Genomic DNA, 25,126 nt, shown 5'->3' with positions numbered 1-25,126 from the left:
ATCCCAACACACGGTCGGTCCGCAGGTCGTTCTTAGCCCGCCCGCTAGGCTGTCCCGATGCGTCCCGCACTGTCCGACTACCGGCACCTGGCCAGTGGCAAGGTCCGCGAGCTCTACCGCATCGACGCCGACCACTTATTGTTCGTCGCCACCGACCGGATATCAGCGTTCGACTATGTGCTCGACAGCATGATTCCGGACAAAGGCCGGATTTTGACCGCGATGAGCGTCTTCTTCTTCGGCCTCGTCGAGGCGCCCAACCACCTTGCGGGCCCGCCGGACGATCCGCGCATCCCCGACGAGGTCCTCGGCCGCGCACTGGTGGTGCAAGAGCTGAAGATGGTTCCGGTGGAGTGCGTCGCCCGCGGCTACCTTACCGGCTCGGGATTACTGGACTATCAGCAGACCGGCAAAGTCTGTGGCATCGCACTCCCGCCGGGCCTGGTCGAGGCCAGCAGGTTCTCCAACCCGCTGTTCACGCCGGCGACTAAAGCCGAACTGGGACAACATGATGAGAACATCTCGTTTCCACGGGTAATCCAGATGGTCGGCGGGGTCCGCGCTAATCAGTTACGCGACCGGACTATACAGACCTATGTGCAGGCCGCCGACCATGCGTTAAGACGAGGAATCATCATCGCAGACACCAAATTCGAGTTCGGTATCGACGCGCACGACAACTTGGTGTTGGCCGATGAGATCTTCACACCCGATTCGTCGCGCTACTGGCCGGCCGTCGATTACCGCGCCGGTGTAGTGCAGGCGAGTTTCGACAAGCAGTTCGTCCGTAACTGGCTGACCGGCCCCGACTCCGGCTGGGACCGGTCGGGATCTCATCCTCCGCCGCCGCTGCCCGAGGACATCATCGATGCCACCCGCGCTCGTTACATCGAGGCCTACGAACGGATTTCCGGGCTGAGCTTCGGCGACTGGATCGGGCCCGGGGCATGAGCGATCTGCCGGAACCGCCCGTCGCCAAGCGGGTGGAGAGTCGACGGGAATTTCACGGTGACGTGTTCGTCGACCCGTATGAGTGGCTGCGCGACAAGTCCAGTCCTGAGGTCACCGCGTATCTGGAAGCCGAGAACGAGTACGCCGACCAGACGACCGCCCAGCTCGAACCGTTGCGGCAGCGGATTTTCGACGAGATCAAGGCACGCACCAAGGAAACTGACCTGTCGGTACCGATCCGGCGAGACGACTGGTGGTACTACGCCCGCAGCTTTGAAGGAAAGCAATACGGCGTCCAATGCCGTTGCCCGGTCGCCGATCCCACCGATTGGAACCCGCCGGTTTTCGACGAGCACACCGAGATTCCTGGTGAGCAGATCTTGCTCGACGAGAACATCGAAGCCGAGGGGCACGACTACTTCTCACTGGGCGCTGCGAGTGTCAGCCCCGACGGCAATGTGCTGGCCTACTCCGTCGATGTGGTCGGCGATGAGCGTTATACGTTGCGGTTCAGGGACCTTCGCACCGGAGCGCAATACCCGGACGAGATTGTCGGGATCGGCGCGGGGGCGACCTGGGCTACCGACAATCGCACCGTCTACTACGTCACGGTCGACGCGGCGTGGCGCCCTGAGGCAGTGTGGCGGCACCGACTGGCCTCGGGCCTGCCCGCGGAAAAGGTGTATCACGAAGCCGACGAACGGTTCTGGCTTGCGGTCGGTCGAACCCGTAGCGACGCCTATGTGTTGATCGTGTCGGCGTCGGCCATCACGTCGGAGGTCCGTTATGCGGAGGCCGCCGACCCACATGCCGAATTCGTCACCGTGCTGCCGCGCCGCGACGGCGTCGAGTATGCCGTGGAGCACGCAATTGTCGACGGGCGGGACCGGTTTCTGATCCTGCACAATGACGGTGCGGTGAACTTCACGCTTGTCGAGGCACCTGCCGATGAACCGGGCGAGCAACGCACCCTGATCGCCCACCGCGACGACGTGCGACTGGACGCCGTAGACGCCTTTGCCGGGCATCTGGTGGTCAGCTACCGCGGCGAGGCGTTGCCGCGAATTCAGTTGTGGCCCATCGACGGCGCCGACTACGGACGGCCCGAGGAGATCTCGTTTGACTCCGAGCTGATGTCGGTCGGACTGGGCGCCAACCCGAACTGGGACTCACCGAAGCTCCGGATCGGCGCGGGATCGTTTGTCACCCCGGTTCGGATTTACGACCTGGATCTCGTCACCGGCGAGCGCACGCTTCTGCGCGAGCAGCCGGTGCTCGGCGACTACCGGCGCGAGGACTACGTCGAACGCCGTGATTGGGCCGTCGCGGCCGACGGGAGCCGGATTCCAATCTCAATCGTGCACCGGGCCAATATCGAATTCCCCGCTTCGGCACTGGTTTACGGCTACGGCGCCTACGAGATCTGCGAGGATCCACGTTTTTCGATCGCCCGGCTGTCGCTGCTGGACCGCGGTATGACGTTTGTCGTTGCGCATGTCCGTGGCGGCGGCGAGATGGGCCGGCTGTGGTACGAGCAAGGCAAGCTGTTGGTGAAGAAGAACACGTTCAGCGACTTCATCGCGGTCGCAAACCACCTGGTTGACACCGGACTGACCCGACCAGAGCAGCTGGTGGCCTTGGGCGGCAGCGCCGGCGGGCTGCTCATGGGCGCGGTGGCCAACATGGCGCCCGATCTGTTCGCCGGGATTCTGGCGCAGGTCCCGTTCGTCGACCCGCTCACCACGATCCTGGACCCGGCGCTGCCGCTGACAGTCACCGAGTGGGACGAATGGGGAAATCCGTTGAGCGACAGCGATGTTTACCACTACATGAAATCGTATTCGCCGTATGAGAACGTCACCGCCCAGAAGTATCCGCCCATCCTGGCGATGACCTCGCTGAACGACACCAGGGTCTATTATGTCGAACCCGCGAAATGGGTAGCGGCCTTGCGGCACACCAAAACCGACGGTAATCCGGTGCTGTTGAAGACCCAGATGACCGCCGGCCATGGTGGTATCAGCGGGCGCTACGAGCGCTGGAAAGAGGTGGCTTACCAGTACGCCTGGCTGCTAGCTGCCGCCGATCGCGACCACTACGGCAGCGGCCAGGTAGACGATCTCCTCAGCGGTGCGCAGGGGTAGCTGCGTCGTCATCGACTCGGGCGGATCGGGCATCCGCGCGGCGTAGATGTTGGCCGGGAACATCGCCAGCATCAGGAGCAGCAGGCAAACCGCCGCAGGGACCCGGGTGGTCGGAACCAGCAGGCCCGCTACGCCGAGGAACTCCAGCACGCCGGTGAGGGTCACCAGCAGGCCGGGTGCCGGTAGCTGCGGCGGAACGATCGCAATCAAGGCGGCGCGCAGCGGCGGGACGAAGTGCGCGACACCGGTCAGAACGAACATCGCGGCCAGACCGACGGCGATCGCTTTGAGCCAGGTGTCGACGTAATCGACACCGGCCCAACCCGCGATCCGGGCCATGATGCTGCCCACCAACAGGGTGATCAACGGAGCCATCTCGATTCTCCAATCTAGACACTGACAAGTTGTGCAGTCGGAGCGTAAAGCGACAAACTAGTCACTGTCAAGTTTGTCCGCTATGCTGGCGTTATGAGTCGCCCGACCTACCACCACGGAGACCTGCGGGCCGCGATCTTGATCGAGGCTGCACGTCTTGTCGATCAGCGCGGCGCCGACGGAGTGTCACTGCGCGAGCTAGCTCGTGAAGCGGGGGTGTCCCACGCGGCGCCCGCCCATCACTTCACCGACCGGCGCGGCTTGTTCACCGCGCTGGCCGCACAGGGGTTTGAGTTGTTGTCCGCGGCCCTCGCCGAAGCCCACCCCCGGTTCCTCGATGCCGCGCTGGCGTACGTGCGGTTTGCCATCGAGCACCCGGGCCACTACCGGGTGATGTTCGACAAGTCGCTGGTCGATCCGTCGAGTCGTGAGCTTGTCGCAGCCCAAGCGGCCGCCGGCGCCGAGTTGTCTCGGGGCGTGGCATCACTGGCAGACCAGCACGCCAAAGCGGATCCAGCCGGTGCCGAGCTGGCGGCTTGGTCACTGGTGCACGGGTTTTCGATGCTGTGGCTGAATGACGCGGTGAACGCCCGCATCAAGGCGACCGATCCGATGGCGACCGTCGAGCGGATTGCGAGGATGCTCTTCGAAGAGTCGCCCGGCTAGTACGCCGGTACTGGCTGCTGGCGTTTCGCCGGCGGCTTGTTGGGCAGGAACGCGACCGGCACGAGTGTCACCGCAACAAGGATGACGGCCACCACGATGACGAGCGCGTAGGCGTGCGAGAGGTCGTTCATCAGCCGGGTGGTGAAGTCAGGGGAGACGTCGTAATGGGTTGGTGCCGGTGGGCCGTGTTTCGCAAACTTTCCTTTGAGTATCCCGAGTTTCTCTGCGGTGGCGATGGTTTCGCTGCGGTTGAACTGACTGGTCAAGATCACCGACATCACCGCGGCGCCGAACGATGTGGCGACGTGCTGGTTGACACTGAGCAGCGTTGACCCGCGCGCGACCTCGTGGGGTGCCAACGCCTGCACCGCCGACCCGGACAGCGGCGTCAGGGTGCAACCCAGGCCTATGCCGGTAATGACCAGTCCCACCAGCAGGATCGGCAGGTAGTCCGCGTGTTTCCAAGCGCCGTAGGCGAATACGGACAGTCCCGTGCTGATCAGCGTTACCCCGACCAGCAGGACATTGCGGGGTCCGCGTCGGTCCATCAAGGTACCGGCGATCGGCATGGTCAGCATCGCACCGAGCCCCTGCGGGATCAGCTGCAGCCCGGACCGCAGCGGCGTCTCATGCAGCAGCTGCTGGAGGTAACTGGGAATCACAAGCACGGCGCCGAAGAAGCCGACGGAAAAGAGGAACATTGACGAGTTGGCCAGCGTCACCACGCGGTTTTTGAACAGCCGCAGGTCGATCAGTGGATGCTCGGCACGGTACAGCGCATGCAGCACAAACAACGCGATCAAGCCGACTCCGATGAGCACCGGTATCCACACATGCACATCGGCGAACGTGCCGCGCCGCGGAACCGACGAAATCCCAAACAGCAGTGTCGCCAACCCTGGCGACAGCAACGCCATGCCGGTGAAGTCGAACGTCTCCGATGGTGTCGGGCGATCCTTGTGGAACACCACCGCGGCGAGGATGAGCAGGATCGCCCCCAGCGGCAGGTTGATCCGGAAAATCCATTGCCACCCGTACGCGCCGATCAGCCAGCCGCCGAGGACCGGGCCGCACATCGGGCCAAGGAGCATCGGGATACCCATCACCGCCATCAACCGGCCGAGCCGGCGCGGACCGGCCTCGCGGGTCAGGATGATCAACGTCAACGGCACCAGCATCCCGCCGCCAAGTCCCTGTATCACTCGAAACGCGATGAGCTCGTTGATGTTTGACGCCATCGAACACAGCAGCGACGCCAACGTGAACCACAACGTCGCGCCCAAGAACAGCCGCTTGGTGCCGAACCGATCGGACGCCCACCCGGCCAGCGGGATCACGGTGGCCTGCCCGAGCGTGTAACCCGTTATCGTCCAACCGACGACGGCCTGAGTGGATCCGAACTCCCCGATGAATGTGCGCTGCGCCACGCTGACGACCGTGGCGTCCAGGATCGCCATCACCGAGGCAAGAATGCAGACACCGGCGATGCGCAGCAGGCCGGCGTCGAGGGCATCAGGGTAATCAGGCAGGTCGCCGGTGGCCTGTTCGATGTTCGCGGTCGACGGCGCCGCGCGGGAAACCATGGCCTCCACCCTAACGAAAATAGCTAGCTAATCAAATAAAACATGCGATGGGGGTAGCGTGAGCGGTTATGACTGTGACCGAGATCGCATTGACCACACTCGATGGCCGTCCGACATCACTGGCCGACTACAGCGACCACGCGGTCTTGGTGGTCAACGTGGCGTCCAAGTGCGGGCTGACTCCGCAATACGCTGCGCTGGAACAGCTTGCGAAAGACTATGGCGACCGCGGGCTCACGGTCCTTGGAGTTCCGTGCAATCAATTCATGGGTCAAGAACCCGGCACCGCCGAAGAAATCCAAACCTTTTGTTCCACCACCTACGGCGTGACGTTTCCGTTGTTAGCCAAAACCGAGGTCAATGGGCCTGACCGGCACCCGCTTTACGCGGAAATGACCAAGACGGCCGACGCCGACGGGCAGGCCGGTGACGTGCAGTGGAACTTCGAAAAGTTTCTGATTGCTCCAGGCGGAAAGGTGGTTAACCGATTCCGTCCGCGCACAGTGCCCGATGCGCCGGAAGTTATTGCGGCCATCGAGGCCGTGCTACCGAATTAGCTGGTCGGAGGGCCGGATCGACGCTTATTGTCCGCGTGTATGTCACCAATTGGACACCTGGCCTCGTCAAAATTGTGATGTGTCTGGGAAATTGATCGTCTCGGTCTCCGGGATCTGTGAACGCACGTTGGACGACGTCGCCGAGTTCTGCGCACAGATGGACAGCCGGGCGGTGCCGGTGTCGCTGCTGGTGGCCCCGCGGCTCAAGGGCGGCTACCGACTCGACCGCGATCCGCACACCGTCGAGTGGTTGACCGGCCGGCGCGCTGCCGGCGACTCGATCCTGCTGAACGGCTACGACCAGGCCGCCACCAAGAAGCGGCGCGGCGAGTTCGCTGCGCTGCCCACGCACGAGGCCAACCTGCGACTGATGGCCGCCGACCGTGTGCTCGAGCACCTCGGGTTGCGCACCCGGCTGTTCGCGGCACCAGCTTGGACGGCGTCGGAAGGTACAGTTAACGCGTTGCCGCGCAATGGTTTTCGACTACTCGCCGATCTGCACGGGATCACTGACTTGGTCCGGCAGACGACCGTTCGTGCACGGGTGTTAGGCATCGGGGAAGGTTTCCTGGCCGAGCCCTGGTGGTGCCGGATGCTGGTGCTGTCCGCCGAGCGGGTTGCCCGCCGTGACGGCATCGTCCGGGTCGCGGTCGCGGCGCATCACCTGCGCAAGCCCGGGCCGGCGCAAGCGATGCTCGACGCGGTGGACCTGGCTTTGCTGCAAGCCTGTGCCCCCAGCGTGTATGAGTGGCGGGCGGATCAGACGGTTCTCGACGCGGCCTGACGGCTCGGCTCGCTACTGTGTAGCGCCATGAGCGATACCGCTGATGTCATCGTCGTCGGTGCTGGCCTGGCGGGCTTGGTGGCGGCCCGCGAGGTGGTGGATCGCGGCCTGCGGGTGTTGATCGTCGACCAGGAGAACAGCGCCAACCTCGGCGGGCAGGCCTTCTGGTCATTCGGCGGCCTGTTCTTCGTCGACAGCCCCGAGCAGCGCCGTCTGGGCGTTCACGACAGTCACGAGCTGGCTCTCCAGGATTGGCTCGGCACCGCGGCGTTCGACCGGCAGGAAGACTACTGGCCGAGGCAGTGGGCGCACGCCTACGTCGATTTCGCGGCGGGAGAGAAGCGCAGCTGGCTGCGTGCCAGGGGCTTGCAGATCTTCCCGTTGGTGGGCTGGGCCGAGCGCGGCGGCTACGGCGCGCAGGGGCACGGCAATTCGGTGCCCCGTTTCCACATCACCTGGGGAACCGGCCCGGCGCTGGTGGAGATTTTCGCGCGGCGGTTGCGGGACCAGTCGAGGGTGCGTTTCGCACATCGGCACCAGGTGGACGAGCTGATTGTCGAGGGTGACGCGGTGACCGGGGTTCGGGGCACCGTGCTGGAACCCTCGACGGAACCGCGTGGCGTTCCGTCGTCGCGAAAGCCCATCGCGCAGTTCGAGTTTCGCGCTTCAGCGGTGATCGTCACCAGCGGGGGCATCGGCGGTAACCACGAGATGGTGCGAGCGAACTGGCCGAAGCGGATGGGCCGGGTTCCCGAGCAACTGCTGTGCGGGGTGCCCGCCCACGTGGACGGCCGGATGATCGCCATTACCGAGAACGCGGGCGCCCGGGTGATCAACCGCGACCGGATGTGGCATTACACCGAGGGCATCACCAACTACGACCCGGTCTGGCCGCTGCACGGCATCCGGATCATTCCGGGACCGTCGTCGCTGTGGCTGGACGCCACCGGCAAGCGGCTGCCGGTACCGCTGTACCCGGGCTTCGACACTCTGGGCACGCTGGAGTACATCGCGAAGTCGGGCTCTGACTACACCTGGTTTGTGTTGAACGCCAAGATCATTGGCAAGGAATTTGGGTTGTCCGGCCAGGAACAGAACCCCGACCTGACCGGTCGCAGCGTGCGCCAGCTGCTGGCGTCGCGAGCAGGATCAGGCGCGCCGGGCCCGGTGCAGGCCTTCGTAGATCGCGGTGTCGACTTCGTCAGCGCAAACTCGTTGCGCGAGTTGGTGACTGCGATGAACAAACTGCCCGATGTGCTGCCGCTGGACTATACGACGGTCGCCGAGGAGGTCACCGCGCGCGATCGCGAGGTCGCCAACCGATTCACCAAGGACGGTCAGATCACCGCGATCCGTGCTGCCCGCACGTATCTGGGCGACCGGCTGGGTCGAGTGGTCGCCCCGCACCGGTTAGCGGACCCGAAGGCCGGGCCGCTGATCGCGGTCAAGCTGCACATCCTGACGCGAAAGACGTTGGGCGGCTTGGAGACCGATTTGGACTCACGGGTGCTCAAGGCCGACGGGACTCCGCTCGACGGGCTTTATGCGGCCGGCGAGGTGGCCGGTTTTGGCGGTGGTGGCGTGCACGGGTACCGGGCGCTGGAGGGAACGTTCCTGGGCGGCTGCATCTTCTCGGGGCGGGCCGCCGGCCGCGGGGCCGCAAACGACATCGCCTAAGCGGGCCCTAAAAGGTGACCGCGCTTTCTTCGGGCAGCACTTGGAAGTCGACGCTGGTCATCTCGGTGAGCCGGCCGTAGTAGATGCCGCGGGCATCCGGGGCGATGATGCCCTGGTGGATGGGCACCGCCCGGGCCGGCGCCACCGCCCGTAGGTAATCGACTGCCTCGGAGATCCTCATCCACGGTGCCGCCGCCGGAGTGGCCAAGACGTCTACCGGCTCGTCCGGGACGAACAGCGCATCGCCGGGGTGCATGAATCTGGCGGGGTGCTCGCCGTCGTCGACTAGGTACGAGATGTTGTCTATCACAGGGATTTCCGGATGGATGACGGCATGACGGCCACCGAGTGCGCGGATGGTCAGGTCACCCACCGCGAGCTCGTCGCCGACGTGCACGGGCTGACACGGCACATCGAGCTGCTCGGCGGTCTGCGGGTCGGCGTAGAGCGTTGCGTCCGGATTGCCGTCGAGCAGCGCGGGCAGCCGGGCGGTATCGACGTGGTCGGGGTGCTGATGGGTGATCACGATCGCCGACAGCCCGGTGATTCCCTCGAACCCGTGCGAGAAATTGCCCGGATCGAACAGCAGGGTGGTGTTCCCGAAATCGGCGAGTAGACAGGAATGGCCAAAATGCGTGAGTTGCATGTCTACGATTGTGCGCTCATGGGGGTGCCTGGCATGCGCCTAGTCGTGGCCACGATGCTGATCGCCAGCGGCCTGGTCGTCGGATGCATGCCGTCGGTCGCCGCGCACGCGGACCAGGAGACCTGCCCGCCGGTATGCGACCGGATCCCGGATACGGCATGGATCTCGTCGTCCGGGATACCGCTGAACTCGACGTATCGCTGGCCCTCGCCGGCCGGGGTAGCGGTGCCGATGACCGGGACGGCGACGCCGCGGTTCCGGTTCGAGGAGGTATGTGCGACTCCCGTGTTCCCGCAGGACACCCGCAACTCGGCGGTCGCCGGCCGGGCGAGCCTCACCAATCCTCAAGGTCAATGGCAGTTGCAGGCCCAAGTCCTGCATTGGCGCGGCGACACCGCGCGCGGTGGTCAGAGCGCGTCGTCGGTTCTCGGCGTCGCCGCGGCGGCGCTGCGCGATTGCCAGCTGGGCGCGGCTGGGGAGTCGCCATCGGTCACCACCGACGAGCCCAATCGACTGGCCGCGGTGATCAGCGGACCGGTGATCATGCACACCTACCTGGTCGCCCGCCCGGAAAACAGCACCATCAGCGAACTGACGTTGTGGTCTTCGGAGCCGCCGCAGGTGCCCTGGCCGGTGATCTCCGACGCCCAGGTTCTGGACGCTATGAGTGCGCCGGTATGCGCGGCCTACATCGGCTCGTGCTAACAGGGCGGTACCGGTATCGACCGGTAGAGTTGGGCCGAGCAAACACCGATCAGTAGGAGGAGCGCGGGTGGCCCGGGTGGTTGTGCACGTGATGCCCAAGGCTGAGATTCTCGACCCGCAGGGTCAGGCGATCGTCGGTGCATTGGGGCGGCTTGGGCATGCTGGCATCTCAGATGTGCGGCAGGGCAAGCGGTTTGAACTCGAAGTCGACGACAGCATCGACGATTCGGCACTCGCGGAGATCGCCGAGTCGTTGTTGGCGAACACGGTGATCGAAGACTGGACAGTAAGCCGGGAACCGCAGTGACGACCCGCATCGGCGTCATCACCTTTCCGGGCACGCTCGACGACGTGGACGCCGCTCGGGCGGTACGTGTCGTCGGCGCCGAAGCGGTGAGCTTGTGGCATGCCGACGCCGACCTCAAGGGCGTCGAGGCGGTGGTGGTGCCGGGCGGCTTCTCTTACGGCGATTATCTGCGGTGCGGTGCGATCGCCAGGTTTGCCCCGGTGATGGGTGAAGTCATCGCGGCAGCCGGACGTGGGTTACCGGTTTTGGGGATTTGCAACGGTTTTCAGGTGTTATGCGAGGCCGGGTTGCTACCCGGCGCGCTTACCCGAAACGCCGGACTGCATTTCGTCTGCCGCGATGTGTGGCTGCGGGTGGCGTCGACGGCGACGGCGTGGACGTCGCGGTTCGACTCCGACGCCGACCTGCTGATCCCGTTGAAGTCGGGTGAAGGCCGCTACGTGGCGTCCGCCGACGTGCTCGACGAGTTGGAAGGCGAAGGCCGAGTGGTATTCCGCTACCACGACAACCCGAACGGCTCGCTGCGCGACATCGCGGGTATCAGCTCGGCCAACGGCCGTGTTGTCGGGCTGATGCCGCACCCCGAGCATGCGATCGAGGCGTTGACCGGGCCGTCCGACGACGGGCTCGGTTTGTTCTATTCCGCACTGGACGCTGTTCTCGCCGCATAATGGCGGGTGGCGATCAGCGCAACGCGTGCTCAGCCGCCAGATCCAGCCCGCTTTGGTCTGAAAGGCCCGCAGCACTGCGTAATTCGGCGAAGGCCTCAATGAGCGCGTCGGTTGCTTCATGCGGATCGTTGAAGGTCTGGTCGTCGGTGAGCACCGCCACGCCGAGCTGGTCGACGTAGCTCCAGACGGTGATGTTGACCGGGGCGCCGGGGGAGAGCACGCCGGTCGAGTAAATCTCGCTGACCGGGGCGCCGCCGAAGTGGCCGCGCTCGCGCGGCCCGGGCACGCTGGAGACGGCCACGTTCATCATCTTGTTCGGCGCGTCGCGATGGCCCAACCACCGAAATGCCGCCGGGGCAATCGCCGTCGGCAGATAGGCCATCAGCTGGCCGTAGAGGCGTGGGCCGAGGATTTCGTGGTCTTCCTTCGCGATCCGGGTTGCCAGCGACACCAGCCGCGCCCGCTCGGTGGGGTTGGCGACGTGTACCGGCAACGAAATCGACAGACCGCTGATCTCATTGCCGGTGATCCGGTCGGACCTGTCGGTGGCGGTGGGTACCGACGCGATGATCGGACGGTCGGCTTGGCCGTCGTAGCGTAACAACAGCTTTCGCAAGCCACCCGCGGCCGTCGCGAGCACCAGGTCGTTCATCGTGATGCCCAACGCCTTGGCCGTCGCTTTGACATCGGCCAGCCGCAACGCGGCCGTGGCGAATCGGCGCTGTGGCGACACCACGTGGTTGAGAAAGGTCGGTGGGGCGTCGAACGCGTCGGCCAGGTCCGGGTGATCGCCGCGCTCTTTGGAGCGGCGGCGCACCCGGGAAAACCCGACCGTGGCGTCTCGCAGCAGCCCGGGGAGCTCGGCGATTTGCCGGACGTGATCGCGTCCGGCGGCGCGCAGCAGATCAGCGGTTGTCGGTTCCAGGCCGGCGTCGTCGTTGTCGCGCTCATCCGTCGGCCCATCCTCGATGTCCATCGCGCGCGCCAACAGGTTGACCGAGGCCACGCCATCGGCCAGCGCGTGATGCACCTTGCCGATCACAGCGAACCGATCCCCGGCCAGACCCTCGGCGAAATGAAACTCCCAGAGCGGGCGGCTCCGGTCGAGGGGCGTGGAAGCGACCTCGCCGATGACGTGGTCGAGTTCTCGCCGCCCGCCGGGCGCCGGCACCTGCACCCGCCGGAGGTGGTAATCCAGGTCGACCTCGCAGTTCTCCAGCCACATCGGGTGATGCAGCCGCCACGGGATGTCGACGAGTTTGTACCGCAACGGATCCAGCAGATGCAGCCGGCGCTGCAGATGGCGCCGAAAAGCCTCGTAGTTGAACTCGCCGTCGCAGGCCACTCTGTTGGAGGCGTCGATGACCGCCACCTTCAGCGTGTGCGTGTGCAGGTTCGGCGTCTCGCTGTAGAGCAGCATGGCGTCCATGCCGTTGAGTCTTTTCACGCGCCCACCTGCCTTTGACAGCCTCGTGCGACGACCCACCGACAGGTCCATGCAAGCACTTATGACGTGGGGGTTTCGGCGGATTCGCCGATTCAGCCCAGGACGGGGAACCGCCGCTGGCGGGCCAGGCGGTTGAGCGCGGTCTGCATCACCGAGCGGACGTGAGCGTCGACCTCCTCGATATCGGGGTCGCTGCCGAAGCGGGCGGTGACGTCGATCGGTGGGAGCACCTCGGTGACGATCTTGGCGGGTAGCGGCAGGTTCGGTGGGACGATGACGCTCAGGCCGAACGGGAACCCGAAGCTCAGCGGCAGAATATCGACCCGGGCCTTGCTAAGCCCCAGCTTGCGGGCCAGCCAGTTGCCGCGCGTCAGGAACAGCTGGGTCTCCTGCCCGCCGATCGACACCGTCGGCACAATCGGCACACCGGCTTCGATGGCCGTCCGGACGTAGCCGGTGCGGCCGTTGAAGTCGATCGTGTTCTCGGTCAGCGTGGGGCGGTAGGAGTCGTAGTCACCACCCGGGAACACCAGCACCACCGCGCCGGAGTGCAAGGCGTTGGCGGCGTTTTCCCGACTCGCCTCGATGACGCCGGCGCGGCGCAGCCACCCGTCCAGCGGGCCGAGGAACACCCCGTAGTGCGCCAGCGTGTACACCGGTCGGTGGTAGCCGAAGGTGTCGTAGAAGGCCGAGGCGAAGATAAACACATCTGGTGTCATCATGCCGCCGGAGTGGTTGGACACCACCAACGCTCCGCCCGCCTCGGGGATGTTTGGCAGGCCACGCACCTCGGCGCGGAACCACCGGTTGACCACCGGCGCGACCACGTTGCGGAGCTGCTTGGTGAACGACGGATCCCACTTGGCGATCTCCTGATCCTCGGCCGCCGTGTCGCTCATCTTTCCCCGCAGTTGTCGAAGTATTGTTTGACCTGCGTATATGGTACTCTCGTTTTTTGAGAATGTCATATCCGCATGTTGCCGTGCCAACGCGCGCAGGGGGAAGATGGCCGAGAAGGTCCTTGTCACAGGCGGTTTCGGACTGGTCGGTTCCCAAACCGTGCGCAGGCTGGTCGCCGACGGGCACGATGTGGTCGCCACCGATCTCGGCACCGACGCCCAGCGCAAGGCGGCCGCAGCGCTGCCCACCGGTGCGCGGGCCCGCTGGGCTGACCTCACCGACCCGGATGAGGTCAAGCGGCTGGTCGCCGAGGTGTCGCCGACGGCGATCGTCCACCTGGCCGCGGTGATCCCGCCGGCGATCTATCGCCACCCCGCACTGGGCCGTCGCGTCAACGTGGATGCGACCGTCGCACTGCTGCGCGCCGCCGAGTCACGCCCACATTCTCCGCGTTTCGTTCAGGCATCCAGCAACGCCGTGTACGGGGCACGCAATCCGCATCGACACCAGGGCCTGCTCCGCGCGGACTCCCCGTGCAAGCCGTCGGACCTCTACGGCACGCACAAGGCCGAGGCCGAAGAGCATGTGGTGTCCTCGGATCTGGAGTGGGTGATCCTGCGCCTCGGCGGCGTGATCAGCGTCGAGCCCGGAGCGATGCCATTCACCGGAGACGCGCTGTTCTTCGAAAGTGCGCTTCCCATCGATGGGCGCCTGCACACTGTCGACGTCCGCGACGTCGCGGCTGCCTTCGCCGCGGCGACCACCGCCGATGTTGCCGGCGAAATCCTGTTGATCGGCGGTGACGAGTCGCACCTGCACCGGCAGAAAGACATCGGCCTGGCGCTGGCCGCAGCGCGGGGTCTGTCGAACGTTCTGCCCGCCGGCCGGCCCGGCGACCCTTACAGCGACGAAGACTGGTTCGTCACCGATTGGCTGGATACGGACCGGGCCCAGCAGGCGCTGTTCTTTCAGCATCATTCCTGGCCGGACATGCTCGCGGAGATGCACGCCGCCGCCGGTTGGCGACGCGACCCAATGCGCCTGGTCGGACCGCTGGTTCGGCAGTTACTCAAACGCCGGGCCGCCTATCGCAATGCGCCGGGCCGCTACGCCGATCCCTGGGGTGCCATCCGGGCCGAGCTCGGCGACCCCCGCCCAGATCACGCCGACGAATCCCGGTAGGCCTCAAGAAGTCTCAGCCGTAGTTCGCTGATCGTCGGAAAGCACGGCACGGCGTGCCACAAGCGGTCGATGGGTACCCGGCCGGGGACGGCGATGGTGGCCGAGTGCAGTAGCTCGGAGACGCCCGGGCCGACCATCGTCACACCGAGGCGTCGTCCCAGTTGCTCACATAGCGGCCCCGGCGCGGCGTGGGGAGACTTAGGACATGCCAGAACTGCAAGTGATCGCCCGCCATACGACCGTCGACGGTATGCGCGAGGCTGTCCTCGCCATCTTGCCCAAGCTCATTGAGGCCTCCCGAAAAGAACCGGGAAACCTTACCTTCGAGGCATATCTCAACCTGGACGAGCCGAGAAGCTATGTGTTGTTGGAGCGTTACATCTCGCGCGCCGCATTCGCTGAGCACCGGGATAGCCCACATTTCAAAGACCTGATGCTAGGCCAGATCCTGCCCAAGCTGGAAAGCAGAGTGGTCGAGCAGTATGACGTCGCTGAAAGCGACGAAGGCCAGTCATGAGCTTCCGAGACCTGCACTACGCCGACCAGCCATTGCTCTTGCCCAACACGTGGGATGTGTCCTCTGCGCTCGCGTTCTACGAGGCGGGGTATCGCGCGGTTGGTACCACCAGCTTCGGCGTCGCCGCGACCGCCGGGCATCCGGACGGCGGGCGCTCGAGCAAGGAGCCGACCAGCCGGTTGGTTTCGCAGCTTCGGAACTTACCGCTCTACGTCTCCGCCGACGTCGAGGATGGGTACGACGATGATCCCGAGGCGGTGGCCGACTACGTCGCGGGCCTTGGCGCGGCCGGCATCAACATCGAGGACAGCACGGACGAGAAATTGATCAGCCCGCACGCCCATGCCGCCAAAGTGGCTGCGATCAAGAAGCGTTCACCCGAAGTCTTCGTCAACGCCAGAGTCGACACCTACTGGCTCAATCAGGATGCCAACATCCCAGCCACGTTGAGCCGAGCCGAAGCCTACGTCGAGGCCGGTGCCGACGGGATATTCGTCCCGGGTGCCTCGGAGCCGTCCGACCTGCGGCAGCTGACCGCCGAGATTCCGGTTCCCGTCAATGTGCTTGTGGTGCCGCAGCTCAGCCTCGCCGAGTTGGCGGATTTGGGCGTGCGCCGGGTCAGCACCGGATCCCTGCCATATAGGGCCGCGATCGATGCGGCGGTCGAGGTCGCGGAAAACGTTCGCGACGGTGTTCCGCCGCGGGTGGCCACCGCCTACCCGGCGATGCAGGGGCGCTTGGTCGAGTTCGACCGCTTGAACCAGACCGGCTGACTATCCGGTGACACCCTCCAAGTCGAGGAGGGTTCGTTTGGCGGCCGGTCCGCCGCGATAGCCACCCAACGTGCCGTCGGAGCGGACGACCCGATGGCACGGCACCACGACCGGGATGGGATTGGTCGCGCAGGTCGTCCCGACGGCGCGAACGGCCTTGGGAGAACCCGAAAGTCGCGCCAGCGCGCCGTAGCTTGCAGTCGTGCCGTAGCCGACATCGACGGCCAGGTGGCCCAGGACCACACGCCGAAATCCTTTGGAGAGCTGCCAATCCAGCGGGACGTCGAAGGCGTGGCGGCGCCCGGAGAAATACTCGTCAAGCTGGCGCGCGACAGCGTCGAGCCGCGCCGGGGCGTGCAGCAGTCGGGAGCTGATGCGGTCCGAAAGGTTCTGCAGCACAGTGTCATGCCCCTCGCTGCTGAAGGCCACCCGCACCAGGCCGGCCGGTGTCGCGGCGATCAGCAGTGCGCCGACGGGCGAGTCGACCGTCCGGTAAGCGACGTCGAGAAGGCCGTCGCGGTCGGCCGCCGTTGCCAGCCGGGTGCGCAGGCGGGAGATGTCGTCGTCGTCCACCGGATAGAGCGCGGCGAGGTCAACTGTGGTCATGTTTGGGCTCCGATTTGTGTAGTGCGCCAACGTGGTTGTGCGCGCGGGCACGTCGCAGCGCGGCGATACCGTCGGCGGCCGCGCGCCGGGCGGCGGCGGCGCTGATGTCGAGTAGCGCGGCGATCTCGGCGTAGGGCAGGCCGGCCAGGTAGTGGTAGGCCACCGCCTGACGTTGTTTGGTCGGCAATGCGGCGACCGACTCGGTCAGCTCAGCGTGATCCTCGTCGGCGTGGTCGCGTGACGGCGTGTCCGGGGTGTCGGGGATCGGTATCGCCCGCCGGGACGTCGCGCGGTGGATGTCGATCGCCTTGCGGTGGGCGATGGTAACCAGCCACGCTTCGAGGTTGGCGTCGGCCGGTAGGTCGGGGTAGGCCTTCATCGCCGCCAAGAAGGTGTCGGACCAGGCGTCGTCGGCGTCGGCGTGGCCCACGATCGCGCGTACCACCCGCAGCACGGTGGCCCCGTGCTGCGCGACAACCTTTTCGAATGGCGGCTTGATCACCGGCGGCTACCACAGCGGCTGAGGTGAGGCGGGTATCGCCTCTTCCAGCTCGAGCAAGTATCGCTTGCGGCCCAGGCCGCCGGCGTATCCGGTGAGTTTCCCGCCTGCGCCAACCACCCGATGGCACGGGATCGCGATCGACAGCGGATTGCTACCGACAAAGCCGCCCATGTCGCGCGCGGTGACGTCGCCACCGACCCTGCCCGCCAGCTCCCCGTAGGTGGTGGTTTGGCCGTAGGGGATCTCGCCGAGCAGCTGCCAGACCTGTTGCGCTTGGTCGCTGCCGCGCGGGTTGAGCGGCAGGTCGAAATCGTGGCGTTCGCCGGCGAAGTACTCGGCCAGCTGGGCAATGGCCTCATCGAAGCCGTGATCGTTGCTCGATTCTACCCGCGGCCCGAAAGAATTCCGGTCCGGGCGGGTCCAATGGCCGGGGTAATACAGGCCGGTGAGGCCGTCGTTGTCGCGCACCAGCGTCAACGCTCCGATCGGTGAGTCGACGATGACGTGGCGAGTGGAAATCGTGGCGGCTGCGGTAGACATGGGGCTCCTCCGGAAGTCGTCGGAATTGCTATCTACTCGGTAGACGTCTGGTGTGCCCGGTTTGTGAGGTGCCGCGCGAACTCGCGTAGATCATTGGCGACGATCGCGGGCTGCGGCAGGTCGGCGATCGGGAGCGGCGCATTGCCGGGGCGGATGATCAGCGCGCCGCTGAATCCGGCAGATTGCGCGCCGATGGTGTCCCATACGTGGGCGGCCACCATCATGCATTCTTCGGGGGCCACCGCGAGTTCTTCGCACACGTAGCGGTACACCGTCGGCGCGGGTTTGAACGCGCGACACGCCTCGACACTGAACGTCTGCTCGAAAAAGTGCGCGAGTCCGGCGTGTTCCAACGGGCTGGACCCAGCCGGATTGGGTGGCGAATTCGTCAGCGTGACCAGGCGAAAACCGTTGTCGCGCAGCGTTGTCAGCCCATCTTCGACGTCGGGGTGGGCTGGCATGGTCAGCATGCTGTCCTTCAGCGCGTTCAGGTCGTCGTCGGTTACGGCCAGGCGATGGGTGCTAGCCAGCATCTGCAGTAGTCCCTGGCCAAGGGTGAAGAAATCGACGTAATGCCCCGACAGCGTTGCGGTCATCGAGTACATGACAAGCTGATTGAACCACTCCCGCATCGCCTGCGGATCACCGAAGACCCGCTCGAAAAGTGGTGCCATGGATTCGATATCGATCAGCGTTTCGTTCACGTCGAACACCAGAACTGAAGGAGCCGCAGTCATCGTCTAATGATCCACTACGGCCGTGTCGATCCTTCGCAGCTCATTCCATCACGACGACCATTTTTCCGCCGGCTTCACCGGCTTCCATGACGCGGTGCGCCTCGCGGATCTCGTCGAAGGTGAAGACGCGCTCCGGTTTTGCTTCGAGCCGGCCGTCGGCCACCTGGGCTGCGATGTCTTGCAGCGGCACATCGGACACCGGGAAGCCGGGGTTGCCGAACACGAAGCTGCCGAAGAAGGACCAATTCACCCCGCTGGGCATGCGCAGTAGCGGGTTGAAGTCGCCGATTGGGTCCAGGCCGCCCAGCCATCCCGCCAGGCAGGCGGTGCCGCCGCGGCGAAGCATGTCCAGCGAGTCCAGGATGGTGCTGTTGCCGACCAAGTCGAGCACCGCGTCGATCTGCTTGGCTTCCGCGATGCTGGCAGCCAGCGTGCGTGACTCCAGCTCGACGCGCATCACGCCGAGTGCCTCCAGCATGCCGAAGCGCTCGGGCTTCCGCGCGGTGGCGATCACGTTGGCGCCGGCCGCGACCGCCATCTTGACCGCGGCCTGGCCGAACGACGAAGTGGCGCCGCGGATTACGATGGTTTGTCCCGCGGAGAGTTTGAGGTTGCGGAAAAGGCACGTCCAGGCGGTTGCAAAGGTTTCCGGCAGCGCGGCCAATTGTGACCAGGGCAGGTCGGACTCGATAAGGGCGACGTTGGCTGCGCGCACTCGGGTGTATTCGGCGTAGCTCCCGTTGATGGTTCGGCCAAGGCCGCCCATGAGCGCGGCCACCTTGGCTCCCACCGGGAACTCTCCGCCCGGACAGGAGTCGACGATGCCGACGCATTCGATGCCGCTGACTTCGGCGGCCTCTGCCCATTCCCCTCGGCGCATGTGCACCTCGGCGTGGTTGAGCCCGAATGCGCGGACCTTGATGACGACCTCGCCGTCTTTCGGTAGCGGCTTGGGGATCTCGGTGTAGACCAGGCTGCCGAGGCCGCCGAACTTCTCCAGCACGATTGCGCGCATGGTTTCGCCGCCCGCTTTTTCACGTACTACCGCGGGCGCGGTGGGCAGGGCGGGCTGTGCGGACTCCGCGATGGACATGACGTGTCTTCCTTCCGTGTCGGCATATTGGGACAGTCTGCCCAGTATTATGGGTCAGACAACCCAGAATGTCCATGGGCCGGAGTCTGCGTCTTTCAGCCCTTGGGCTTGCGTCGAGAAGGTCGGGCAGCGGAGCTGCGGCGCTTGGGCGCTGGTGCGAACGACCGCACATACTCGACTGCAGCGTTCACGGCTGCGCGCAGCGGTTCTGGGTCATTGGTGATGTACGTGACCAGGGCGCCGCCCTGATGCGCGGCGACCAGCGAGGCCGCCAGGTGTCGGGGGTCTGCGTCGGGACGCAGATCGCCGCGCCGGCGCATTTCGGTGAGTCCGGCGCGAAACAACTCGATCCATTGGTCGTAGCCGGCGGCGAGATCGTCGTGGATCTCGGCGTCGGCTTCGACCAACTCCCCTGCCAGCGAACCGTATATGCATCCACCCTGACGGTAAACGGTGTTGATGTCGGCGATGTTCGCCGCGGCCCATGCTTGCAGCGCTTCGAGGCTGTCTAGGGCACCCAGCCGTGGCTGGCTGTGAAACTCCCGGACGTCGTCGCTGCGCGCGCTGATAACTTCGCGGGTCAGATCGCGTTTGTCGTGGAAATAGTGCGAGATCTGCGATCCGCTGACGGCCGCCGTGTTGCGCACCTCGTCGATGCTGGTGCCGGCAACGCCGCGGGCGAACATGAGCTTGGCCGCCACGTCGACGATGCGCGCCCGAGTCGCGCGTCCCTTGCGGGTAAACCGCACTGTGGCGTCGTCTGGCACGTTGCCGCCCCCTCTCGGCTCGGATCAGGCAGGTTGGGCGGCTTTGCGCCGACCGCGGGGACGCCGTGGCGGGCGGGGGACCCGCTCGGCGGGGTCGGTGGCGAACGTGCGCAAGTAGTTGACCGCGAAGCGCACGGCATCGGCGTGCGGCCACTCGGCCCGATAGCTGAAGGCCAACGTGGCGCCGCCCTGATGAGCGCTGACGATGACCAAGGCCAACTCTCGCGGGTCCGCGCGTGCGACCAGTACGCCGTGATCCTTCATCCGTTGGATCGCGTTCTGCAGCAACTCGATCCATTGTCGGTAGCCGGCCGCCAGCGTGTCGCGTGTTGCGGTGTCGGACTTGCCGAGTTGTCCGGCCAGCCCGTGGTAGGTGGGGGTACCGGAGTAGCCGATGCGTCGCAGATAACGCATGTTGAGATCGATCCAGCGCTCGAAGTCGTCGAGGGTATCGAGCGCACCAAGCCTGGGCTGGCGGTGAAAGTCCAGCACCACGTCGATCTGGCGTGCGACGACGGCGCGGATCAGCGCCCGCTTGTCGGTGAAATAGTGTGCGAGCTGCGAGCCGCTAACCGATGCGGCCTTGCGCAGAGCGTCCATGTTCAACGCCGAGAGACCGTCGCTGAGAATCAGCTCGGCGGCGACCTTCACAATCCGATCGCGGGTGGCGCGACCCTTGGCGGTCAAACGCCGGTCGTCTTGCAGGTCGGCACGAACCATAACGTCAGGTTAACGCCGCGCGTCGGCAATTATGGGACGTTCAACCCATACGACTGCCGGGTGTGTCGTCAGGCAGCGGGATGCACTTTGGCCAGGAAGCCGCGGATCAGCCCTGCCACCTCGTCCAGCGCCGATTCCAGCAGGAAATGCCCGCCGTCGAGCAGGTGGATTTCGGCGTCGGGTAAGTCCTCGGCGAAAGCCTGTGCGCCGGCCGGACCGAATATCTCGTCGCCGCGACCCCACACCGCCACCAGTGGCACCTTGCTGGCGCGGAAGTACTCGTGCACACGGGGGTATTGTGGCGAGTTGGTGGCATAGTCACGCAACAGCTTGAGCTGGACTTTGTCGTTGCCGGGCCGCGAGATCAGCGCATAGTCGTGATGCCAGGATTCCGGATTGACCACCGTCTCGTCCGGCACGCCGGTGACGTATTGCCAGCGGGTGGCGTCCAAGGTGAGGAATTGCCGTACGGCGCTCTCGGTCTCGGCGGTCTGCTGGGTCTGATAGGCCGTGACGACCTTCCAGAAGCTCTCCACGAAGCCGGCGTCGTAAGCGTTTCCGCTCTGGCTGATGACAGCTGTGATCGCGGCCGGGTCGGCGAGCGCGAGCCGCCACCCGATCGGGGCGCCGTAGTCCTGCACGTAGATCGCGTACCGATCGATCTTCAGCGCGCGCAGCAGGCCGTGTGTCAACGCGGTGAGAGCATCGAATGTGTAGTCGAACTGCTCCACCGGTGGCGCGTCGGAAAGGCCGAATCCCAGATGATCCGGCGCGATCACGTGGTAGCGATCAGCGAGCGCGGGAACCAAGTCCCGGAACATGTAAGAGCTGGTCGGAAAGCCGTGTAGCAGCACCAGCGCGGGCGCCTGCGGATCGCCGGCCTCGCGGAAGAACAGCTGGTGACCGTCGACGGTGAGGTAGCGGTGATGAACAGTCGACATGAGTCATTCCTCCTGAAGCCACGCTATAACGATTTCTGGGTTATACATCCCATTATGCGTCCTTCGCAAGTGCCGCACAAGAGCTCGCGGCCGATTCGCGCCACGTTGACCCTCGTGGCATTGTGTGGGCATAATCTGGGTTAATCAACCCATTCCCGGCAAGCCGACCGAAGGAGCAGCTGTCGATGGGTAGCGCGTTGCGGGACAAGACAGTGCTGGTGGTCGGCCGCGGCAGCGGGATCGCGCGCGCCATCACCCTGCTGGCGCGATCGGAAGGAGCCCGAGTCGTCGTCGCCGGACGCGACAAAGCCAAACTGGCCGGCGCCTACGACGACATAACCGACCCCGGGATCAGCGCCGAGGTCTTGGACATCACCGACGACGCGTCGATCGCCGCGCTCGCCGAGCGGGTGGGCCCGCTCGACCATGTGGTGTCAACCGCCTCGGCCCGTGCCCGCGGGAACTTGGCAGACCTGCAGCGCGAGAATCTGCGGCTGTCCTTCGACACCAAGGTCATCGGCCCCACCATGCTGGCCAAATACCTTGCCCCGCAGATGAACCCGGGGGGATCGTTCGTTTTGTTCTCCGGAGTGCACGCCTTCAAGCACAACGTCGGCTATCTCGGAGTGGGTATCACCAACGGCGCTGTCGATTTCCTGACCCGCTGGCTGGCCGTCGAACTCGCCCCGATCAGGGTCAACGCGATTTCACCCGGCGTCATCGATACCGGCGCGTGGGACGCCATGGGCGAAGATGGCAAGCGGGACTACTTCAAACAGATCGGCGATCACAACCCGACGGGTCGAATCGGCACCCCGGACGATATCGCCGGCGCGGCACTGTTCGCAATGACCAACACCTTCATGACCGGTATGACCCTGAAGGTCGACGGTGGGGAACCGCTGATCTAGCCCAATGCGATGGCGTCAGTGCTCGTCGTAGTGCTCGCCGTGTGAAGCGTGCCGGCACCCGTCGTGCACATAGTCGACGTGATCTCCGTGTGGCACGGCCACATGACCACAGCCGTCACCGTGGACGTGGTCGTGATCTTCATGCACGGCGTGGCCCGCCGGTTCGCATTCGCCGTAGTGACCGTCGTGCTGTCGGTGCAGGTGACCGTCGTGCACGTAGTCAACATGGTCGCCGTGCGGGATCGCGACGTGGCCGCATCCGTCACCGTGTACGTGGTCGTGATCAACGTGTTGGCTGTGAGCTGTGGTTGTCATTGTTTGTCGCCGCCGTTCCGACCGAATTTCGACCCGTAAGTCGCTGCCATGTCGCAATTTTAGTCCAGTCGGGGCCGGCATTCCGGTGAACATTTAGCAGCCGGAAAGGTCACGCCGAGAGTTCGGGTTTGAGGTGGCTGCGGGTCGAATCGGAACCCCCAGACGATCTCGCCGGCGCCGTGCTGTTCTCGATGACCAAGCACATGCATGACCGGCATGACCTTGAAGGTCGACGGTGGCGAAGGGCTGACCTAGTTAGGAGCTGAGGCAGACCGACGCTTCGGCGGTGTAGCACAGGAACGTCAGGGTTTCCTGCAGGTACAACTGCACGGTGTCGGCGTCATGGGACAGGTATCCGATCGACACGTCGGTGCCCAGCTGCAGGTCGAAGTCGCCGCCTCGGGTGGTGAGCACGAACGCGCCGTCGATGGCTGGCGCCCAGATGATGTCGCCGTCGATCAGCCGGCGGATGTGCTCACGGATCGGATAGCCGTGTTCGGTTGTCTCGCTGACTTTGGTGTAGGCGTCGGCCGACAGCAGCACCGTGTACGGGCCGTCGACACCGGCCAGTCGCAGCTCGGACAACGCCTGGGAGATGACGTCGGGAAAGCCGCGAACTTCCTTGGGCAGCTTCAGCGGCGGGTTCGAGCTGCAGCTGCGGATGCCGTCGATTGACGCGGCCTTATAACCCTCGAAGATGGCGTGGTCTTCGACGAACGCCAGCTTCTTAGCGGCCTCCTTGACCGGGTCCCAGTCGGAGTCCTGCGACCCGCGCTCGACGTCGTCGATCTCGCCGCGGGACAGCGTAAACGGAACCCGAAGCCGGACAAGCGGTTTGCTGGCACGCAGTTGCGCGATGACGCCGTCGGAGGGTGCCTTCACCTCGACCAGACGTCCGGTGCTGACCGCCGCCGTAGTCGGCCCGCCCGGCTCGCTCACGTCGACGACTCGGCGTCCGGCAATGTGACGTTTGAACGTCCGCGTTGCTTCCAATTCGATTTCTTCCCAAGCCTCTTCGGTGATCGGCGCAAGATCGCGGTAGAGGTTGTTCATTGCCGGGTTCCTTTCAAACTGCCGATCGCCAACGAGCCATTCGCGGGCACGGTAACCACCGCCGGGGCCGCTGCCGGTGAACTCGGCAGCGGCGGTGGATCGTCGAGGAAGTCGACGGTGGGGGAGAAGAACAGTCCACCCGTGAGCGCGGTCGAAAAGTCCAGGATGCGGTCGGTGTTGCCCGGCGGGTCGCCCAGGAACATATTGCGCAGCATCTGTTCGGTGACCTCAGGCGTGCGCGAATAGCCGATGAAGTACGTGCCGAACTCGCTCTTGCCGAGCTCACCGAACGGCATGTTGTGGCGCACGATCTTCAGCTCGGTGCCGTCGTCGTCGGTAATGACGTTGAGCGCGATGTGTGAGTTGCTCGGCTTCACGTCGTCGTCGAGCTCGATGTCGTCCAGCTTGGTCCGGCCGATCACGTTCACCTGCTCGGTGACCGACAGCGACTCCCACGACGCCATGTCGTGCACGTACTTCTGCACGTGCACATAGCAGGAACCGGCGAAATCGGGATCCTCGTCGCCAACGGTGGTGGAGGAGACCGCCAGCGCACCACCGGGGTTTTCGGTCCCGTCGACGAAACCCAGCAGATCGCGGTTGTCGAAGAACCGGAAGCCGTGCACTTCGTCGACAACCGTCACCGCGCCGGCCATCGACTTCAGAATGCGATTGGCCAGCTCGAAACAGACGTCCAGCGACTCGGCCCGGATATGGAACAACAGGTCGCCAGGAGTGGCCGGAGCGGCATGCCGCGGACCGTTCAGCTCGACGAACGGATGCAGCTCGACCGGACGCGGGCCGGTGAACAACCGGTCCCACGCCTCGGAGCCGATCGAGGCGATCACCGACAAGTGTTTGGTGGGATCGCGGAATCCGATCGCGCGGACCAACCCGGAGATGTCCGGCAGCGCATCGTGCACCGTCGCCTCGCCGCCCTCGTCGATGGTGACCACCAGGAAGATCGCCGCCGGCGTCAGGGGAGCGAGAACCGGCTGCGGCTGCACCGAGGGCTCTGAGGGCACGGCTTCGACCCTAACGTGCCCGCGGCTTTCA

Annotated in this window: 27 protein-coding genes and 2 pseudogenes; 13 read left to right on the top strand and 16 right to left on the bottom strand. The window is 65.2% G+C overall.

From position 1 onward, the window contains the following. Window positions 1-57: 57 nt before the first annotated feature. The gene (locus tag VKI00_RS02590; protein ID WP_324435096.1) at window positions 58-951 is read left to right on the top strand and encodes a phosphoribosylaminoimidazolesuccinocarboxamide synthase; all 894 of its coding nucleotides are present in this window, start codon (window positions 58-60) and stop codon (window positions 949-951) included. After that, entirely contained in the window at window positions 948-3,095 is a 2,148-nt protein-coding gene (locus VKI00_RS02585) for a S9 family peptidase (protein WP_324435095.1), read from the top strand. The genes VKI00_RS02590 and VKI00_RS02585 overlap by 4 nt, the downstream gene beginning before the upstream one ends. Here the strand turns inward: VKI00_RS02585 and VKI00_RS02580 are convergent. Continuing rightward, window positions 3,024-3,470, bottom strand: coding sequence for a hypothetical protein (locus tag VKI00_RS02580; protein ID WP_324435093.1), 447 nt, complete (start codon window positions 3,468-3,470; stop codon window positions 3,024-3,026). The genes VKI00_RS02585 and VKI00_RS02580 overlap by 72 nt on opposite strands. A 93-nt stretch (window positions 3,471-3,563) precedes the next feature. Between VKI00_RS02580 and VKI00_RS02575 the strand changes: the two genes are divergently transcribed. Beyond that, complete coding sequence (locus VKI00_RS02575; RefSeq protein WP_324435091.1) at window positions 3,564-4,136, top strand: TetR/AcrR family transcriptional regulator; 573 nt, start codon at window positions 3,564-3,566, stop codon at window positions 4,134-4,136. Here VKI00_RS02575 and VKI00_RS02570 read toward each other — a convergent pair. Then, window positions 4,133-5,719: a DHA2 family efflux MFS transporter permease subunit gene (locus VKI00_RS02570; protein WP_324435089.1), complete on the bottom strand. Its 1,587-nt coding sequence runs from the start codon at window positions 5,717-5,719 to the stop codon at window positions 4,133-4,135. The genes VKI00_RS02575 and VKI00_RS02570 overlap by 4 nt on opposite strands. Window positions 5,720-5,787: 68 nt before the next feature. On the opposite strand from VKI00_RS02570, the gene VKI00_RS02565 reads away from it, so the two are divergent. The 3 genes from VKI00_RS02565 (at window position 5,788) to VKI00_RS02555 (ending at window position 8,737) form a co-directional block, all read left to right on the top strand. Continuing rightward, complete coding sequence (locus VKI00_RS02565) at window positions 5,788-6,276, top strand: glutathione peroxidase (protein WP_324435087.1); 489 nt, start codon at window positions 5,788-5,790, stop codon at window positions 6,274-6,276. Window positions 6,277-6,355: 79 nt separating this feature from the next. Then, window positions 6,356-7,060, top strand: a complete 705-nt coding sequence (locus VKI00_RS02560) for a DUF2334 domain-containing protein (RefSeq protein WP_324435086.1) — start codon at window positions 6,356-6,358, stop codon at window positions 7,058-7,060. A gap of 27 nt (window positions 7,061-7,087) precedes the next feature. Next, window positions 7,088-8,737 (top strand): FAD-binding dehydrogenase, encoded by a 1,650-nt coding sequence (locus VKI00_RS02555; RefSeq protein WP_324435085.1) that lies wholly within the window; start codon window positions 7,088-7,090, stop codon window positions 8,735-8,737. Window positions 8,738-8,744: 7 nt separating this feature from the next. Here the strand turns inward: VKI00_RS02555 and VKI00_RS02550 are convergent, their stop codons facing one another. Continuing rightward, a complete protein-coding gene (locus VKI00_RS02550) occupies window positions 8,745-9,383 on the bottom strand; it encodes an MBL fold metallo-hydrolase (protein ID WP_324435084.1) in 639 nt (212 codons plus the stop codon). Between VKI00_RS02550 and VKI00_RS02545 the strand changes: the two genes are divergently transcribed. The 3 genes from VKI00_RS02545 to purQ all read left to right on the top strand — a co-directional run bounded on the left by VKI00_RS02545 (window position 9,360) and on the right by purQ (window position 11,066). Then, window positions 9,360-10,088, top strand: a complete 729-nt coding sequence (locus tag VKI00_RS02545) for an ATPase (RefSeq protein WP_324435083.1) — start codon at window positions 9,360-9,362, stop codon at window positions 10,086-10,088. The two genes, VKI00_RS02550 and VKI00_RS02545, sit on opposite strands and share 24 nt — an antisense overlap. A gap of 67 nt (window positions 10,089-10,155) precedes the next feature. Then, entirely contained in the window at window positions 10,156-10,395 is a 240-nt protein-coding gene (gene purS / locus VKI00_RS02540) for a phosphoribosylformylglycinamidine synthase subunit PurS (RefSeq protein ID WP_324435082.1), read from the top strand. Next, complete coding sequence (gene purQ, locus VKI00_RS02535) at window positions 10,392-11,066, top strand: phosphoribosylformylglycinamidine synthase subunit PurQ (RefSeq protein WP_324435081.1); 675 nt, start codon at window positions 10,392-10,394, stop codon at window positions 11,064-11,066. Before purS ends, purQ begins: the two co-directional genes overlap by 4 nt. A 13-nt stretch (window positions 11,067-11,079) precedes the next feature. Here purQ and VKI00_RS02530 read toward each other — a convergent pair whose 3' ends face one another. Both VKI00_RS02530 and VKI00_RS02525 read right to left on the bottom strand, forming a co-directional pair. Next, window positions 11,080-12,513 carry a wax ester/triacylglycerol synthase family O-acyltransferase gene (locus VKI00_RS02530; protein WP_324435079.1) on the bottom strand — a complete coding sequence of 478 codons (1,434 nt, stop codon included), beginning with the start codon at window positions 12,511-12,513 and terminating at the stop codon, window positions 11,080-11,082. Window positions 12,514-12,605: 92 nt separating this feature from the next. Next, window positions 12,606-13,412 carry a lysophospholipid acyltransferase family protein gene (locus VKI00_RS02525; protein WP_324435078.1) on the bottom strand — a complete coding sequence of 269 codons (807 nt, stop codon included), beginning with the start codon at window positions 13,410-13,412 and terminating at the stop codon, window positions 12,606-12,608. Between the two features lie 106 nt (window positions 13,413-13,518). On the opposite strand from VKI00_RS02525, the gene VKI00_RS02520 reads away from it, so the two are divergent. Beyond that, entirely contained in the window at window positions 13,519-14,595 is a 1,077-nt protein-coding gene (locus VKI00_RS02520; protein WP_324435076.1) for an NAD(P)-dependent oxidoreductase, read from the top strand. Here the strand turns inward: VKI00_RS02520 and VKI00_RS02515 are convergent. Beyond that, window positions 14,574-14,753, bottom strand: a pseudogene (locus VKI00_RS02515) (pyridine nucleotide-disulfide oxidoreductase); the annotation flags it as partial. The gene VKI00_RS02520 and the pseudogene VKI00_RS02515 sit on opposite strands and share 22 nt — an antisense overlap. Before the next feature lie 47 nt (window positions 14,754-14,800). Here VKI00_RS02515 and VKI00_RS02510 point away from each other — a divergent pair. Together VKI00_RS02510 and VKI00_RS02505 are read left to right on the top strand one after the other, a co-directional pair. Further along, on the top strand, window positions 14,801-15,112 hold the full coding sequence (locus VKI00_RS02510; RefSeq protein WP_324435074.1) for a putative quinol monooxygenase: 312 nt from the start codon (window positions 14,801-14,803) through the stop codon (window positions 15,110-15,112). After that, a complete protein-coding gene (locus VKI00_RS02505; protein ID WP_324435072.1) occupies window positions 15,109-15,885 on the top strand; it encodes an isocitrate lyase/phosphoenolpyruvate mutase family protein in 777 nt (258 codons plus the stop codon). Before VKI00_RS02510 ends, VKI00_RS02505 begins: the two co-directional genes overlap by 4 nt. Here VKI00_RS02505 and VKI00_RS02500 read toward each other — a convergent pair whose 3' ends face one another. The 7 genes and pseudogenes from VKI00_RS02500 to VKI00_RS02465 form a co-directional block, all read right to left on the bottom strand. Continuing rightward, window positions 15,886-16,491, bottom strand: a complete 606-nt coding sequence (locus tag VKI00_RS02500; protein ID WP_324435070.1) for a methylated-DNA--[protein]-cysteine S-methyltransferase — start codon at window positions 16,489-16,491, stop codon at window positions 15,886-15,888. Further along, window positions 16,478-16,993 carry an RNA polymerase sigma factor gene (locus VKI00_RS02495; RefSeq protein ID WP_324435068.1) on the bottom strand — a complete coding sequence of 172 codons (516 nt, stop codon included), beginning with the start codon at window positions 16,991-16,993 and terminating at the stop codon, window positions 16,478-16,480. The genes VKI00_RS02500 and VKI00_RS02495 overlap by 14 nt, the downstream gene beginning before the upstream one ends. Window positions 16,994-16,999: 6 nt before the next feature. Next, window positions 17,000-17,533 carry a methylated-DNA--[protein]-cysteine S-methyltransferase gene (locus tag VKI00_RS02490; RefSeq protein ID WP_324435066.1) on the bottom strand — a complete coding sequence of 178 codons (534 nt, stop codon included), beginning with the start codon at window positions 17,531-17,533 and terminating at the stop codon, window positions 17,000-17,002. A 32-nt stretch (window positions 17,534-17,565) separates the two neighbouring features. After that, window positions 17,566-18,270 carry a haloacid dehalogenase type II gene (locus VKI00_RS02485; RefSeq protein ID WP_324435064.1) on the bottom strand — a complete coding sequence of 235 codons (705 nt, stop codon included), beginning with the start codon at window positions 18,268-18,270 and terminating at the stop codon, window positions 17,566-17,568. 40 nt (window positions 18,271-18,310) lie between these two features. Next, window positions 18,311-19,363, bottom strand: a complete 1,053-nt coding sequence (locus VKI00_RS02480) for a zinc-binding alcohol dehydrogenase family protein (RefSeq protein ID WP_324435062.1) — start codon at window positions 19,361-19,363, stop codon at window positions 18,311-18,313. Between the two features lie 95 nt (window positions 19,364-19,458). Next, window positions 19,459-20,850, bottom strand: a pseudogene (locus VKI00_RS33670) (TetR/AcrR family transcriptional regulator). 68 nt (window positions 20,851-20,918) lie between these two features. After that, window positions 20,919-21,791 carry an alpha/beta hydrolase gene (locus VKI00_RS02465; RefSeq protein ID WP_324435058.1) on the bottom strand — a complete coding sequence of 291 codons (873 nt, stop codon included), beginning with the start codon at window positions 21,789-21,791 and terminating at the stop codon, window positions 20,919-20,921. Window positions 21,792-21,976: 185 nt separating this feature from the next. Between VKI00_RS02465 and VKI00_RS02460 the strand changes: the two genes are divergently transcribed. Then, window positions 21,977-22,702, top strand: coding sequence for an SDR family oxidoreductase (locus tag VKI00_RS02460; RefSeq protein WP_324435057.1), 726 nt, complete (start codon window positions 21,977-21,979; stop codon window positions 22,700-22,702). A 15-nt stretch (window positions 22,703-22,717) separates the two neighbouring features. On the opposite strand, the gene VKI00_RS02455 is transcribed toward VKI00_RS02460, so the two are convergent. The 3 genes from VKI00_RS02455 to VKI00_RS02445 form a co-directional block, all read right to left on the bottom strand. Next, window positions 22,718-23,017: a hypothetical protein gene (locus VKI00_RS02455; protein ID WP_324435056.1), complete on the bottom strand. Its 300-nt coding sequence runs from the start codon at window positions 23,015-23,017 to the stop codon at window positions 22,718-22,720. 255 nt (window positions 23,018-23,272) lie between these two features. Beyond that, window positions 23,273-24,070, bottom strand: coding sequence for a family 1 encapsulin nanocompartment shell protein (locus VKI00_RS02450; RefSeq protein WP_324435055.1), 798 nt, complete (start codon window positions 24,068-24,070; stop codon window positions 23,273-23,275). After that, a complete protein-coding gene (locus tag VKI00_RS02445) occupies window positions 24,067-25,095 on the bottom strand; it encodes a Dyp-type peroxidase (RefSeq protein ID WP_324435054.1) in 1,029 nt (342 codons plus the stop codon). Before VKI00_RS02445 ends, VKI00_RS02450 begins: the two co-directional genes overlap by 4 nt. Window positions 25,096-25,126 lie beyond the last annotated feature (31 nt).

Origin of the sequence: Mycobacterium sp. (assembly GCF_035314665.1) — a bacterium.
Lineage (GTDB): Bacteria > Actinomycetota > Actinomycetes > Mycobacteriales > Mycobacteriaceae > Mycobacterium.
This window is presented reverse-complemented; position numbering and strand designations above follow the sequence as displayed.